Here is a 13,995-nt window from a genome sequence, read left to right as displayed (position 1 = left end):
ATGCTCACGCTAGAGAACGGGAGGGATGCCGCACGAGGCGGTTGCGTGACATCCCGAGCTGTCATAGCGTCGGCGTTCGACGCGGAGCCCGGCGCTCAGATGCGCGGCATCGTCGCCCGGGCTTCGGCCTGCGGCATCCCCGCCGCCGTGAGCAGATCGACCACGAGGGGACGCAGCGCGGTAATGACGTTCTGATCTCCGAGCGAGGAGCCGGGCGCCAGGCGGGTCGGATCGAGGCGGGTCGCGACGGCGAGCAAAGACTCGCGGGCTGCCGGTTCCAGTGCGATGTCGTCGATCGACTGACCCAACAGGTCGGCCGCACGAGCGATCTGGGCGAGGAGGTCGGCGGCGATCGGGCGTGGCTCGCGGTCTTCGAGGGCGTACACGACACGGCGGGCGATGACCCGGAGGTTGCGCGTGGCAAGGTCGAGCGACGCCCGCATGCGGTCCTGGCGTTGCAGCTCCTCGCGCTGGCGCCGGAGGAACGGCGAGATGCGGGCGACGGCGAGCCCGGAGTCCAGCGAGGTCGTCCAGTCGTCGACGAGCGGCTGCAGCGCCCGCGCCTTCTCGAGGCCGCGGTCGGCTCGCACCCTGTCGCCGCGGCGCAGCGCCTGGATCACCGTCGCCGCAGCGCCGTCGAAAGCGGCGAAGAGGGCGCGGCCCGCCCGCGAGACCTCTCGCAGTGGCCGGCGCGGCAACAGGGCCGTCGCGAGCAGCGCGGCGACCGCTCCCACCGACCCGTCGACGAGGCGGAGGAACGGCATGCTTCCGGGGATCGCGATCACGATCACCGATTGGATCGCCGCCGAGATCGCGAAGCTCGGCTGCGCCGAGAGCACCCGAGCGGTGAGCAGCGTCGCGGCAAGAGCCAGGGCCAGCTGCCACGTCCCTGACCCGACGGCGAGCACGATGAGCTCGGAGACGAGCACACCCACCAGCATCCCGATCACGGTCTCGAGCACACGGCGCGGACGAGCATCGCGGACGAGCCCGAGACTCGAGATGGTCACGGTCGCCGCGAGCAGGGGCGACGGATGCCCGAGCACGAGGTGCGCGAATGCGTAGGCCGCGGATGCCGCCACGACGATCTGAACGATCGCGGGAGTCGAGTCGCGCGCGCGCTCGAAGCCCCGGCGCGGGCGCACGCGAGCCCGCCAGCCGGTCGCGATGGGCGCAGTGACGGCGGGCGGCTCGTCGGCACGCTCGGGTGTCACGTCAGGTGCGACGGCTCAGGCGGGGCAGCCGCGGCGGCGCGGCGGTGCGGCCGGCGTCGGGCGGGACGACGACCTCCTGCACCGCGGCGACCGTGTCATCACCGGCGTCGACGATGAGGTCGGCATCGATCGGCACCGATCGTTTGACGAGGGCGAGGGCGATCGGCCCCTGCTCGAAGTGGCGCGCAACCGAGGTGACGCGCCCCACCTCCTCGCCCTCGCGGCGCACGATCGCACCGGGTTCGGGGAGCACCGCGTCGCTGCCGTCGAGCTGCAGAGCCACCAGCCGCCGGGGCGGGTGACCGAGGTTGTGCACCTTCGCCACCGTCTCCTGTCCGCGGTAGCAGCCCTTCGACAGGTGCACGGCGGTGCGGAGCCAGTCGACCTCGTGCGGCAGCGTCATGCCGTCGGCCTCGGAGTCCGCACGCGGACGCCACGCGGCGATGCGCAAGGCATCCGCGGCCCACCGTCCGGCGATGCGGCGACGTCCCGCGACGGCCTCGTCGGCGAGCCGGCGGAGCTCCTCGCGGTCGACGATCGCCTCGGCCCAGTCGCGTCCGGCACCGGGATGCCCCTCGCCGGTCGCGTACCCCCACCCGCCGATCGAGACCTCGGGCCACGGGTCGCGCCACACTGCGGACGACGCGATGTCGGCGACTGCGGATGCCGTTCCGCCGACGACCGCGGTCTCGCCGGAGCGATCGGCGACCTCGACCCGCAACCGGAACCGCATGCGCGTGAGCCAGGTCACAAGCGCCTCGAGCCGCCCGGCGTCGGTGATGAGCCAGGTCGTCTCGCCGTCATCGACGACGGATGCCGCATGCTCCACGTGGCCCTGCGGATCGAGCACGAGCAGTTCGGTGCTCTCTCCGGGGAGCAGCCGCGTCAGTGCCTGCGAGGTGAGCGAGTCGAGCCAGCTGAGCCGGTCGGGACCGGTCACGGTGACGACCGAACGGTCGCCGAGCGGTGCGACGGCGGCGCCGCTGTCGAGCAGCTGCTGCTCGCGCATCGGGTTGCCGATGTGCACGAGGCCGAGGTCGTCGCACACCGCCCCGTCGACGCCGGCGAAGGTCGCGCCGTCGCCCGACATCATTCGGCCTTCGCCAGGCGGGCCGAGGCGTGGGAGGCGAGCTCGCCGCCGAGCGCGGCGATGTCCCAGGCCCACAGCAGGTGCCCGTCGACGAGGCCATACATGCGCGTGGCGGCCGTGTACTCCTTCGCACCCGCGGTGCGGACGACGGCATCGGTGGCGAGGTCGATGCGCGGACCGCGGACCTGTCCGAGATACAGCTCGCTCACGCCGTCCGAGTGCACGAGCGCGACCTCGAGGTCGAACCCGCCCTCGGCATTGCGGAGCGCCTCGACGTCGTCGACAGTGCGCTCGCGCGCGGGAGCGGATGCCGGCAGCAGTCCCGGTCCGGCGTCTTCGGCTCCGGCAGGCCGTGCGACGCGCCAATAACCGGTCTCGGCCACGAGAGGCCGAATGCGCGTGCCGCTGTCGTCGATCAGCCAGGCGGTGGCGGAGTAGTTGAGGTAGTCGCCGCCGTCATGGCTGAAGCTCACCTGGTGCGCGAACTCGCCGGTGAGATGACCATCGGCCGTCTCGTAGTCGATGACGCCCGAGCCTTCCCAGACTCCGAGCAGCCATGACAGCGGAACGAGGTCCGCCGGCAGATCGGTGGGCAGCTCGAGCACGATGTCAGCGCTGGCCGCGGTAGAGGTTCTTCACGACGACGCCCGACACGAAGACGATGGCGAGCGACGCCAGTCCGAGCAGGCCCACGTAGAAGATTTCGAGCGCGAGGAGATCCATGCCCCTACTCTATGCCCGCAGGGGCCGTCCGCGCCTGTGACGAGCGGCAACGCCGGCGGTCAGGCTCCGACGAGCGATGAGAGCCCGAACCCGATGCCGATGAACCCCATGACGAAAAGCGCGCCCAGCACGCTCACCGCGACGCGCTCGATGAACCCGCGCACCCGGCCCGACGCCAGCTGGACGACGAACGCGAGGATGAGGCAGCCGCCGAGGGCGATCGGCATCCATACCGCCCGCTGGTCGACCGGCGCGAGGATGCCCACCAGGACGGCCGCGACGGCGGCAGCGATCCAGACGGCGACGACTCCGGCGACGGTGCGCGGCGGTGCGAGATCGGGCGTGGTCACCGTCCCATTGTGGCCCACGGTGTCGTCCGACGCGACGCTGCGCACGGGCGGCATCCGGCGAACGCCTAAGATGAGTGCACGTCCCGGCCGCTCCCGGAGGAATCCCCGTTGGCACAGCTTCTCGTCCTGAGTTCCACGCACGGCGGTGGTCTCGCGCTCCCGGCGCTCGAGCTGCTCAGCCATCGGGTCCGTCAGATCCCCGCCGAACCCGCCCAGCTCGTCAACGCGCCCAGCGCCGACGTCGTCTTCATCGACGCGCGCCATGACCTCGTCGGCGCGAAGTCGCTGTGCAAGATCCTGGGCAGCACGGGCATCGACGCACCGCTCGTGCTCATCGTCACCGAGGGCGGCCTCACCGCAGTCTCCACCGACTGGGGCATCGACGACGTCATCCTCGCCGCGGCCGGACCCGCCGAGATCGACGCCCGCATCCGTCTCGCGATCGGACGCGTGAGCAAAGAGGCCGTATCGAGCCGCATCCAGACCTCCGGCATCACGATCGACGAGTCGTCGTACTCGGCGAAGGTCCACGGGCGCCCGCTCGACCTCACGTACAAGGAGTTCCAGCTTCTCCACTTCTTCGCGACGCATCCGTCGCGGGTGTTCACGCGCGAGCAGCTGCTGAGCGAGGTGTGGGGCTACGACTACTTCGGCGGCACGCGTACGGTCGACGTCCACGTGCGACGGCTGCGGGCCAAGCTCGGCGATCTCGAACAGCTGATCGGCACGGTGCGCAACGTCGGCTACCGCTTCAACGTCTACGAGGACGAGCCGGTTCCCGCCGGTGGCGAATCCGCGCAGGGCTGACTCTCCGTCTCGTTCACCGGCAGGACACGCAGGACTGCCATGATGAGGGGATGATCGACACCGAGGCTCTGGACTCCGGTCTGGGCGACGCCGACGACGACGACTTCGACCCCGCCGTCGAAGACGTCGACGCGCAGCTGCCCGACCACCGCTACACCGACCGTGAGATCAGCTGGCTCGCCTTCAATCAGCGCGTGCTCGAGCTCGCCGAGGACCCGACCCTGCCGGTGCTCGAGCGGGCGAACTTCCTCGCGATCTTCGCCAGCAACCTCGACGAGTTCTTCATGGTGCGCGTCGCCGGCCTGAAGCGTCGCATCGTCACCGGCCTCGCCGTGCCCACCAACATCGGACGCGCACCGCAGGAGGTGCTCTCCGACATCTCCGCCGAGGCGCACGCACTGCAGCTGCGCCACTCGAGCGCCTGGGGCGACATGGTCCAGCCCGCTCTGGCGGAGGCGGGCATCGAGATCGTCGGCTGGGACGACCTCGACGAGTCCGAGCGCGGGCGTCTGTACGACTACTTCCAGGCGCAGGTGTTCCCCGTCCTCATGCCCCTCGCCGTCGATCCGGCGCACCCCTTCCCCTACATCTCGGGCCTGTCACTGAACCTGGCGATCCGCATCCGCAACGCCAAGACCGGCCGGCAGGAGTTCGCGCGCCTGAAGGTTCCGCCGATGCTCCCCCGGTTCGTCGAGCTCGACACCGGCACCTCGGTCAAGCGCTACCTGCCGCTCGAGGACCTGATCGCCAACAACCTCGAAGACCTTTTCCCCGGCATGGAGATCCTCGAGCACCACACCTTCCGGCTCACGCGCAACGAGGATGTGGTGATCGAGGAGGACGAGACCGAGAACCTGATCCAGGCCCTCGAGGCCGAGCTGCTCCGGCGCCGCTTCGGTCCGCCGATCCGGCTCGAGGTGACCGAGGACATGGACGACGTCACGCTCGACCTGCTGCTCGGCGAGCTCGACATCACCGATCAGGAGGTCTACCGCCTGCCCGGCCTGCTCGACCTGCGCGGACTCTTCGATCTCGCCCGCATCGACCGCCCCGAGCTGCGGTACAAGCCGCACGTCCCGACCACGGCGACCGCCTTCCAGCCCGCCGAGCAGAACGGGCGCACCGACTTCTTCGGCGCGATCCGCGCCGGCGACGTGCTCGTGCACCATCCCTACGAGTCGTTCACCACGAGCGTCGTCGCGTTCCTCGAGCAGGCTGCGCGCGATCCCCATGTGCTCGCCATCAAGCAGACGCTCTACCGCACGTCGGGCGACAGCCCCATCGTGCAGGCGCTCATCGACGCGGCCGAACGGGGCAAGCAGGTGCTCGCCCTCGTCGAGGTGAAGGCCCGCTTCGACGAAGCGGCGAACATCGTCTGGGCGCGCAAGCTCGAGAAGGCCGGCGTGCACGTCGTCTACGGCCTGGTCGGGCTGAAGACGCACTGCAAGCTGCTGCACGTCATCCGCGAAGAGGACGGCGCGCTCCGCAGCTACAGCCATATCGGCACCGGTAACTACAACCCCAAGACGAGCCGCCTCTACGAGGACTTCGGCCTGTTCACGAGCGACGAGCAGGTCGGCCGCGACCTGACGCGACTGTTCAACGAGCTCAGCGGCTACGCGATCGAGAAGAAGTTCAAGCGACTGCTGGTGGCTCCCCTCCACCTGCGGAAGGGCCTGCTGCGTCACATCGACGCCGAACGCCGCAACGCGCTCGACGGCAAGCCCGCCCACATTCGCATCAAGGTCAACTCGATGGTCGACGAGCAGATCATCGACGCCCTCTACCGGGCGAGCCAGGCCGGCGTTCGCGTCGACGTGTGGGTCCGCGGCATCTGCTCGCTGCGCACCGACCTGGCGGGAGTGACCGACAACATCACGGTCCGCTCCATCCTCGGGCGATACCTCGAGCACTCGCGCATCTTCACCTTCCACAACAACGGCGACACGATCGCCTACATCGGCAGCGCCGACATGATGCACCGCAACCTCGACCGCCGCGTCGAGGCGCTCGTGCGCGTCGTCGCACCCGCCCACGTCAAGGAGCTGACGACGCTGTTCGACCTCGCGATGAGCGACTCGACCAGCTCGTGGCACCTGGGTGACGGCGGTGTGTGGACGCGTCACGCGTTCGACGACGACGGCAAGCCGCTGGTCGACCTCCAGGACCGCACGATGGCGCAGGTGCAGCGACGCCGCCGGGCGCGGGCGGTGCGATGACCGACACCGCGGTGTACGCGGCCGGTGGTGTGGTCTGGCGGTGGGTCGACGGCAAAGTGAAGGTGCTGATCATCCACCGCACCAAGTACCGCGACCTCACGCTGCCCAAGGGCAAGGTCGACCCGGGTGAGATGCTCGCCGAGACCGCCGTGCGCGAGATCCGCGAGGAGACGGGCATCTCGGTCCGACTCGGTCCGCCCGTCGGAGTGTCGAAGTACCACCTGCCGAGCAAGAAGCAGAAGATCGTCCACTACTGGGCGGCCGAGGCGACCGACCTGGCGATCAGGATGTCGACGTTCGTGCCGAACAAAGAGATCGCGGCACTGGAATGGATGGGGCTGAAGAAGGCGCGCAAAGCGCTGAGCTATCCCGTCGACGTCGAGATCCTCGACGAGTTCGTGCGACTCGTCGACGAACGCGCCATCGACACGTTCCCGCTCATCGCCCTGCGCCACGCCAAGGCCGTGGCCCGCGAGGACTGGGACGGCGAGGATGCCGCACGGCCGCTGTCGGCACGCGGGAAGAAGCAGGCGCACGCGATCGTGGGCCCGCTCGTCGCGTTCGGCGTCCGTCGGATCATCTCGTCCGACGCGCGGCGCTGCGTGCGCACCGTGACACCGCTGGCGGCGGCGATCAGCAAGCGGATCGACAAGAGTCCGCACCTGTCGCAGGACGCGTGGGAGAACGGACTGGCCGACGTCAGGTCGGTGGTCGGCGACCGGGTGCGCGCCCGCAAGCCGGTCGTGCTCTGCAGCCACGGCCCGGTTCTCCCCGACCTGTTGAACGAGATGGCGCTAGCCACCGGAACGCTGCGCGGCTCGTACCTCGGCAGCGCTTCGGCGCTCGAGACCGGCGCGTTCTCGGTCGTGCACCTGCCGCGTGAGAACCCGGGCTCGGGGATCGTCGCGATCGAAACCCACATGCCGAAGGTGTGATCTCGCTCGCGCCACCACGCCGCGAGGCCCGTCTTTCCGCGGCTCGAGAGCGCCGTTCACCTTCTGTTCACCCCCACAGCGCACTCTCGTAAGGGACGGTGTCTACCGTTCGGGACGAACCTGCACCGGGTTCTCGTCACCAACATGCGAAGGATTCACACAGTGAAGCTCTCCCGACTCGCCCAGCTGGGCGCCGTGGCCGCCGTGGCCTCTCTTGCCCTCGCCGGCTGCGCTGCAAACGAAACCGCTGCGCCCGGCGCCGGCTCGAGCGACTCCTCGGCCCCCTCCCTCGAGGGCAACCTCGTCGGTGGCGGCGCCTCGTCGCAGGAGGTCGCCGTCCAGGCCTGGACGCAGGGCCTGCAGACCGCCAACCCCGGTCTCACGATCGACTACGACCCCTCCGGTTCGGGCACGGGACGCGAGTCGTTCCAGGCCGGCGCCGTGCAGTTCGCCGGCTCGGACCGCGCGTTCAAGACCGACGAGATCACTGCCGGCCCGTTCGAGGCATGCGCGGCCGACTCCGACCTCGTCGAGCTTCCGACCTACATCTCGCCGATCGCCGTCGTCTTCAACATCGACGGCGTCGACTCGCTGAACCTCGACGCGACGACGCTCGCGAAGATCTTCGCCGGCCAGATCACGACGTGGAACGACCCGGCCATCGCCGCCCTCAACTCGGGCGTCGAGCTGCCCGCGACGGCGATCACGCCCGTCCACCGCTCCGACAAGTCGGGCACCACCGGCAACTTCACCGACTACCTCGCCAAGACCGCGCCCGATGTCTGGACCGCCGGCTCGGTCGAGGAGTGGCCGGCCCTCGGCGGCGAGGCCGCTCAGGGCACGTCCGGCGTCATCTCGGCTGTCGAGGGCGGACAGGGCACCATCGGCTACGCCGACGCGTCGCGCGCCGGCAACCTCGGCACCGTCGCGATCCAGGTCGGCGACGAGTTCGTCGAGTACTCGCCCGAGGCCGCTGCCGCGATCGTCGACGCGTCGCCCGAGGAAGAGGGTCGCGCCGCCACCGACATCGCGATCAAGCTCGACCGCACCAGCACCGAGGCCGGCGTCTACCCGATCGTCCTCGTGAGCTACCTCATCGGCTGCGCGGAGTACAAGGACGCCGCGACCGCCGAGATGGTCAAGGGCTTCTTCAGCTACGCCGCGAGCGCCGAGGGCCAGGACGCCGCGGCATCCGCTGCCGGCTCCGCCCCCATCTCGGAGACCCTGCGCTCGCAGGTCACCGAGGCCATCGAGGCCATCAAGTAAGACGCTCCGGGTGCCCGGTCCGGTTTCGCCGGGCCGGGCACCTCGCGCGGTTCCCGTCCGTCGCACAGAATCGAAGCCATGACCACCACACCCGAGGTCACCCGCACCGGAGCCCCGAAGGCCAAGACCCGAGCGGGTGACCGCTGGTTCTCCGGCACCGCGCTCTTCGCCGGCTCGATGATCCTCGTGACCCTCGCCGCGGTCGCGATCTTCCTGGTCATCCAGTCGCTCCCCGCTTTCGTCGCCACCAACGAAGACGCCTCGATCCTGCCCGACAACTTCTGGTCGTACGTCGGGCCGCTCGTCTTCGGCACCGTCTGGGCCGCCGCGCTGGCGCTGCTCATGGCCGTGCCGCTGTCGCTCGGCGTCGCCCTCTTCATCTCGCACTACGCGCCGCGCAAGCTCGCTCAGGCCCTCGGCTACGTCGTCGACCTGCTCGCGGCGGTCCCCTCCGTGGTCTTCGGCCTGTGGGGCATCGGCGTCCTGGCACCGGCCGTGCAGCCGGTCTACAGCTGGTTCGTCGACAACGTCGGGTGGTTCCCGCTCTTCAACGGGCCCGTCTCCAGCACGGGCCGCACGATCTTCACGGCATCCGTCGTCCTCGCCGTCATGGTCACCCCGATCATCACCGCGATCTGCCGCGAGATCTTCCTGCAGACGCCGACCCTGCACGAGGAGGCCGCGCTGGCCCTCGGGTCGACGCGCTGGGAGATGATCCGGATGGCCGTCTTCCCCTTCGCCCGCAGCGGCATCGTCTCGGCCGCCATGCTCGGCCTGGGCCGGGCGCTGGGCGAGACCATGGCCGTCGCCATGGTGCTCTCCGTGTCGGGCGGCGTCACCTTCGCGCTCTTCACGTCGGGGAACCCCTCGACGATCGCGGCGAACATCGCACTCACCTTCCCCGAGGCCTACGGGACGAACGTCAACGTCCTCATCGCCACGGGCCTCATCCTCTTCGTCGTCACCTTCGCGGTGAACGCGGTCGCGCGCTACATCGTGAGCCGCCGCAAGGAATTCTCGGGGGCCAACTGACATGACCGCGACTCTCACTCCCCCGAGCACGTCAGCGCGCAGCGCATCGACGAGCCTCACCACGGGGCACCTGCCCAAGTGGGGGCCTTGGGCGATCCTCGGCGCCTCGCTGGTGGTCGTCGGCATCTTCTTCGGCGTCATCGCCGCGGCATCCGGCGATGCGCTCAACATCCCCGGCTGGCTGATCCTGTCGGCGGTGGCCTACCTCGTGCTCATCACCGCGGTCTCGGCCGCCGTCGAGGGCCGCCGCAAGTCGGTCGACCGACTGGTGACGGGCGTCGTCACGGTGGCGTTCCTCATCGCGATGGTGCCGCTCGTCTCCGTGGCGTTCACGGTCATCACGCTCGGCGCTCCCAGCTGGAGCGGCGAGTTCTTCAGCTCGTCGATGCGCAACGTCGTCGGCGAAGGCGGCGGCGCGCTCCACGCCATCATGGGCACCGTCCTCATCACGCTCGCCGCAGCCGTGATCTCGATCCCGATCGGCATCTTCACCGCGATCTACCTCATCGAGTACGGCCAGGGGAAACGTCTGGCCCAGGGCATCACGTTCCTCGTCGACGTCATGACCGGCATCCCCTCGATCGTGGCCGGCCTGTTCGCCTACGCCCTGTTCGCACTCTTCCTCGGCCCCGGCATCCGCCTGGGCATCATGGGGTCGGTGGCCCTCGCGGTGCTGATGATCCCGGTCGTCGTCCGCTCGACGGAAGAGATGCTGCGCCTCGTCCCCAACGAGCTGCGCGAAGCCTCGTACGCGCTCGGTGTGCCCAAGTGGCTCACGATCGCGAAGGTCGTGCTGCCGACGGCGATCGCGGGCATCACGACCGGCGTCATGCTGTCGATCTCGCGCGTCATCGGCGAGACCGCACCGCTGCTGATCACCGCCGGCTTCACGGCATCCATGAACTACGACCTCTTCAACGGTCGTATGCAGACCCTGCCGGTCTTCACCTACACGCAGTACATGAACCAGGGCATTCCCGCCGAGGCCTTCGTCGGCCGCGCGTGGGCATCGGCCCTGACCCTCATCGTCATCGTGATGCTGTTGAACCTCGTGGCGCGCCTGATCGCCAAGTTCTTCGCACCCAAGACCGGCCGCTGACCCGAAAGAAAGAACCTCCGTGTCCAAGAGCATCGAAGTCAACGACCTCAACGTCTACTACGGCGACTTCCTCGCCGTCGAGGGCGTCTCCCTCGACATCGAACCCCGCAGCGTCACCGCCTTCATCGGCCCCTCGGGCTGCGGCAAGTCGACGTTCCTGCGCACCCTCAACCGCATGCACGAGGTGATCCCCGGCGCCCGCGTCGAGGGCAGCGTCCTGCTCGACGGCGACGACCTGTACGGCCCGGGCGTCGACCCGGTGCTCGTGCGCCGCCAGGTCGGCATGGTGTTCCAGCGGCCGAACCCCTTCCCCACCATGTCGATCCGCGAGAACGTGCTGGCGGGCGTCAAGCTCAACAACCGGCGCATCTCGAAGTCCGACGCCGACGCCCTCGTCGAGAAGTCGCTGCGCGGCGCCAACCTCTGGAACGAGGTCAAGGATCGTCTCGACAAGCCCGGCTCCGGCCTCTCGGGCGGACAGCAGCAGCGTCTGTGCATCGCTCGCGCGATCGCGGTCTCGCCCGACGTGCTGCTCATGGACGAGCCCTGCTCGGCCCTCGACCCGATCTCGACGTTCGCCATCGAGGAGCTCATCCAGGAGCTCAAGAGCGACTACACCGTCGTCATCGTCACGCACAACATGCAGCAGGCCTCGCGCGTCAGCGACAAGACCGCGTTCTTCAACATCGCCGGCACCGGCAAGCCCGGCAAGCTGATCGAGTACGACGACACGACGTCGATCTTCACCACCCCGTCCGTGCAGGCCACCGAGGACTACGTCTCCGGCCGCTTCGGGTGAGTCGAACCCCGGCTCGTCGTGGGCCGGGCCCCGCGAGTGCCGGGATGCAAGGGATCGTGCGCGACGCGCCGGTGCGAGGACTCCTCGCCCGGCGCGTCGCCGTTTTCGCCTTGCATCCCGACGCGACGGGGCTGCATCGTGCGTCCCGGAGTGTCCGGCTCGGGCCTTGCGCAGATGCAAGGGGTCGTGGCCGACACCCCGGTGCGGATGCCGCTCGGGCGGGGTGTCGCGCCGGATCTCTTGCGTCCCGGTACGCGGCCAGCGGGTGCAGCGGTTCCTGCACGAGGCACCGAGCACCAGAGCAGTGCACAGAACGAGCCGTATGGCCCACCGGTCGGCCCCGAGGCGAGCACGGTCGGGGGATGTGCGAGTCGCGATCCATCTTCTCCACCCGCGAGCTCCGTGCCGACGGGCTGAGCCGCCGGGAGATCGCTGCGGCCGTCGACTCCGGCCGGCTCAGCCGCATCCGGATCGGCATGTACGCCTCCCCCGGCGCGTGCGCCTCCGCCCGGGCGATCGCGGCGCACGGCGGGTCGATGGCGTGCGTCACGGCCGCGCGACATCACGGTCTGTGGATCCTCGATGACGACCACGAACCGCACGTGTGGCTGAAGACCGGCCAGCGAGCCCACCACGACGCGTCATGCGGGTGCACCGAGCATTGGGACCGAGACGCACGGCTCGCGGCATCCGGTGCTCTTCCACTCCGGCAGGTGCTGCGCCAGATCCTCGGATGCCGCGGCCCCGAGCACTTCTTCGTCGCACTGGAGTCCGCGCTGCGGCAGCGCCGCCTCACGAGGGACGACCTGCGGTGGCTCCGTCGGCACACCAACGCTCGCGGCCGGGAAGCGCTGAGTCTCGCTCGAACGGATGCCGACAGCGGACTCGAGTCGCTCCTGCGGTGGCGTCTACGTAAGCACGACCTCCGGGTGAGGACGCAGGTCTCCGTCTTCGGGGTCGGTGTCGTCGACGCGCTGATCGGCGACCGGCTCATCGTCGAGCTCGACGGCAGGGCCAATCATCACGGCGAGGCGAAGCGCCACAAGGACCTGACGCGCGACGCGAACGCCGCCTCGTGGGGCTACGTGACGCTGCGCTTCGACTACGCGCTCGTCGTCCACGACTGGGAGCTCGTCGAGTCCGCCATCCTCGGAGCCCTGCAGTCGCACCCGCGCCTGCAGCTCACGGCATCCGCCTGATGTCCGCTCCCTCGGCCATTCGGTCTCCTCACCGTGCCGGGATGCAATGCTTCTCACCGGACACCCCGAGGCGAGCGACGACCCGCCGGCGTGGCGCGCACGATGTCTTGCATCGCGATACACCGCCCCGCCCGGCGGGACGGGGGTCAGTCGCGCGGCGAGAGCAGGTAGGTGTTCAGGGATGCGGTGAACTCGGCGTCGATGTCGAGAGCGGCGCCGTCGAGCTCGATGATGGGAGCCGCGAGCCGGACACTCGACACCAGCCACGCGGCATCCGCTCGTCGCAGCTCGTCGACCGGAATCGTCTCGTACGCCGTCTCGAAGCCGCGCTCGGCGAGGTGCTCGAACAGGCTCAGCTGCGTCGTGCCGTGGAGGATGCCGCCGTTGGGCGCCGGGGTGACGAAGGTGTCGCCGCGTCGCAGGATGAGCGAGGCCGTCGGCGCCTCGAGCACGAAGCCGTCGGAGCTCAGGAAGATGGCGTCGTCCGCGCCGCGCCGGTGCGCCTCGCGCAGGGCGGCCATGTTCACGGCGTACGACAGGGTCTTCGCGCCCAGCAGCAGCCACGGAGCCCGCGCGGGCGCGTCGATGGCGTAGCCGCGGTCGAGAGTCACGACGCGGATGCCGCTCGTGCGCGGCGCGGTGAAGTCCGCTGCCGCCGCTGCCGTGGCCCACGCCGTCGGGGTCGGTCCGTGCTCGATCCCGCGACTGAGGATCAGCTTCACGACCCCCTCGCCCGAACCGCATTCGGCTGCCGCGTTCGCCACGGCCGCCCGCCACTGGCCGATGTTCGGCACCGGCAGGTCGCAGAGCTCGGCGGAGTGCGCCAGGCGCTCGAGGTGCGCCTCGACCTCCTGCGGGTGGCCGTCGACTACGCCGATCGATTCGAAGATGCCGTCGCCGCGCTGGGTGCTGAGCTCTCCCACCGTCAGCGCCGGGGCCGCGGGGTCGACCGCGGTGAAGGTCGACGTGAAGTCCGACCGGGTGTCATCCGCCGCGAGCGGGTCGATCATCAGCGCGAAACGCAGTGCCATGCGCCGAGCCTACGACGCGCCCGGTGCCCGGACGCACGACATCCCGCCCGACACCCCGGTACGGATGCCGCTCCCCCGGCGCGTCGCCTACGATCCCTTGCATCGCGGCCCGCACGCCGCCGACGGGAGGCCACGTCTCACTACCGGCCGACGGCCGGATTCGTCCACTCGGGAATGCCCACACCCGAGGCTCGGTTAGACTGTATGTGCCGGGCCGCAGTAACCCCGGGC

The 13,995-nt window shown here is 69.8% G+C and carries 13 protein-coding genes; 8 read left to right on the top strand and 5 right to left on the bottom strand.

Annotated features, from left to right (window positions below):
* Nucleotides 1–95: 95 nt before the first annotated feature.
* From C3481_RS11320 to C3481_RS11305, 4 genes are all read right to left on the bottom strand, one after another.
* Nucleotides 96–1,214 carry an FUSC family protein gene (locus C3481_RS11320; protein ID WP_023954887.1) on the bottom strand — a complete coding sequence of 373 codons (1,119 nt, stop codon included), beginning with the start codon at nucleotides 1,212–1,214 and terminating at the stop codon, nucleotides 96–98.
* A gap of 1 nt (nucleotide 1,215) precedes the next feature.
* Nucleotides 1,216–2,307, bottom strand: coding sequence for a folate-binding protein YgfZ (locus C3481_RS11315; protein ID WP_103842375.1), 1,092 nt, complete (start codon nucleotides 2,305–2,307; stop codon nucleotides 1,216–1,218).
* A complete protein-coding gene (locus tag C3481_RS11310; protein WP_071917892.1) occupies nucleotides 2,304–2,909 on the bottom strand; it encodes an FABP family protein in 606 nt (201 codons plus the stop codon). The genes C3481_RS11315 and C3481_RS11310 overlap by 4 nt, the downstream gene beginning before the upstream one ends.
* Before the next feature lie 177 nt (nucleotides 2,910–3,086).
* Nucleotides 3,087–3,377, bottom strand: a complete 291-nt coding sequence (locus C3481_RS11305) for a hypothetical protein (RefSeq protein WP_036306055.1) — start codon at nucleotides 3,375–3,377, stop codon at nucleotides 3,087–3,089.
* 108 nt (nucleotides 3,378–3,485) lie between these two features.
* Here C3481_RS11305 and C3481_RS11300 point away from each other — a divergent pair, with 108 nt between their 5' ends.
* From C3481_RS11300 to C3481_RS11265, 8 genes are all read left to right on the top strand, one after another.
* A complete protein-coding gene (locus tag C3481_RS11300) occupies nucleotides 3,486–4,184 on the top strand; it encodes a response regulator transcription factor (protein ID WP_064955017.1) in 699 nt (232 codons plus the stop codon).
* 50 nt (nucleotides 4,185–4,234) lie between these two features.
* A complete protein-coding gene (locus C3481_RS11295; protein WP_103842373.1) occupies nucleotides 4,235–6,403 on the top strand; it encodes an RNA degradosome polyphosphate kinase in 2,169 nt (722 codons plus the stop codon).
* Nucleotides 6,400–7,338 (top strand): NUDIX domain-containing protein, encoded by a 939-nt coding sequence (locus C3481_RS11290; protein ID WP_023954899.1) that lies wholly within the window; start codon nucleotides 6,400–6,402, stop codon nucleotides 7,336–7,338. Before C3481_RS11295 ends, C3481_RS11290 begins: the two co-directional genes overlap by 4 nt.
* Before the next feature lie 162 nt (nucleotides 7,339–7,500).
* A complete protein-coding gene (gene pstS / locus C3481_RS11285) occupies nucleotides 7,501–8,604 on the top strand; it encodes a phosphate ABC transporter substrate-binding protein PstS (RefSeq protein WP_071917891.1) in 1,104 nt (367 codons plus the stop codon).
* Between the two features lie 78 nt (nucleotides 8,605–8,682).
* Nucleotides 8,683–9,636 (top strand): phosphate ABC transporter permease subunit PstC, encoded by a 954-nt coding sequence (pstC, locus tag C3481_RS11280; protein ID WP_023954902.1) that lies wholly within the window; start codon nucleotides 8,683–8,685, stop codon nucleotides 9,634–9,636.
* A gap of 1 nt (nucleotide 9,637) precedes the next feature.
* Nucleotides 9,638–10,735 carry a phosphate ABC transporter permease PstA gene (gene pstA, locus C3481_RS11275; RefSeq protein WP_103842371.1) on the top strand — a complete coding sequence of 366 codons (1,098 nt, stop codon included), beginning with the start codon at nucleotides 9,638–9,640 and terminating at the stop codon, nucleotides 10,733–10,735.
* Nucleotides 10,736–10,754: 19 nt separating this feature from the next.
* Entirely contained in the window at nucleotides 10,755–11,534 is a 780-nt protein-coding gene (gene pstB, locus C3481_RS11270; RefSeq protein ID WP_023954907.1) for a phosphate ABC transporter ATP-binding protein PstB, read from the top strand.
* Nucleotides 11,535–11,896: 362 nt separating this feature from the next.
* Nucleotides 11,897–12,733, top strand: a complete 837-nt coding sequence (locus C3481_RS11265; RefSeq protein WP_103842369.1) for a type IV toxin-antitoxin system AbiEi family antitoxin domain-containing protein — start codon at nucleotides 11,897–11,899, stop codon at nucleotides 12,731–12,733.
* A gap of 146 nt (nucleotides 12,734–12,879) precedes the next feature.
* On the opposite strand, the gene C3481_RS11260 is transcribed toward C3481_RS11265, so the two are convergent.
* Complete coding sequence (locus C3481_RS11260) at nucleotides 12,880–13,764, bottom strand: aminodeoxychorismate lyase (protein WP_103842367.1); 885 nt, start codon at nucleotides 13,762–13,764, stop codon at nucleotides 12,880–12,882.
* Between the last annotated feature and the right edge of the window lie 231 nt (nucleotides 13,765–13,995).

Origin of the sequence: Microbacterium sp. Ru50, assembly GCF_002920555.1 — a bacterium.
Lineage (GTDB): Bacteria > Actinomycetota > Actinomycetes > Actinomycetales > Microbacteriaceae > Microbacterium > Microbacterium arborescens.
This window is presented reverse-complemented; position numbering and strand designations above follow the sequence as displayed.

Coding starts and splice junctions, on each gene's coding strand:
- C3481_RS11315 (WP_103842375.1), bottom strand. CDS start 2,307: ATGATGTCGGGCGACGGCGCGACCTTCGCCGGCGTCGACGGGGCGGTG.
- C3481_RS11295 (WP_103842373.1), top strand. CDS start 4,235: ATGATCGACACCGAGGCTCTGGACTCCGGTCTGGGCGACGCCGACGAC.
- C3481_RS11290 (WP_023954899.1), top strand. CDS start 6,400: ATGACCGACACCGCGGTGTACGCGGCCGGTGGTGTGGTCTGGCGGTGG.
- pstC (WP_023954902.1), top strand. CDS start 8,683: ATGACCACCACACCCGAGGTCACCCGCACCGGAGCCCCGAAGGCCAAG.
- pstA (WP_103842371.1), top strand. CDS start 9,638: ATGACCGCGACTCTCACTCCCCCGAGCACGTCAGCGCGCAGCGCATCG.
- C3481_RS11265 (WP_103842369.1), top strand. CDS start 11,897: ATGTGCGAGTCGCGATCCATCTTCTCCACCCGCGAGCTCCGTGCCGAC.
- C3481_RS11260 (WP_103842367.1), bottom strand. CDS start 13,764: ATGGCACTGCGTTTCGCGCTGATGATCGACCCGCTCGCGGCGGATGAC.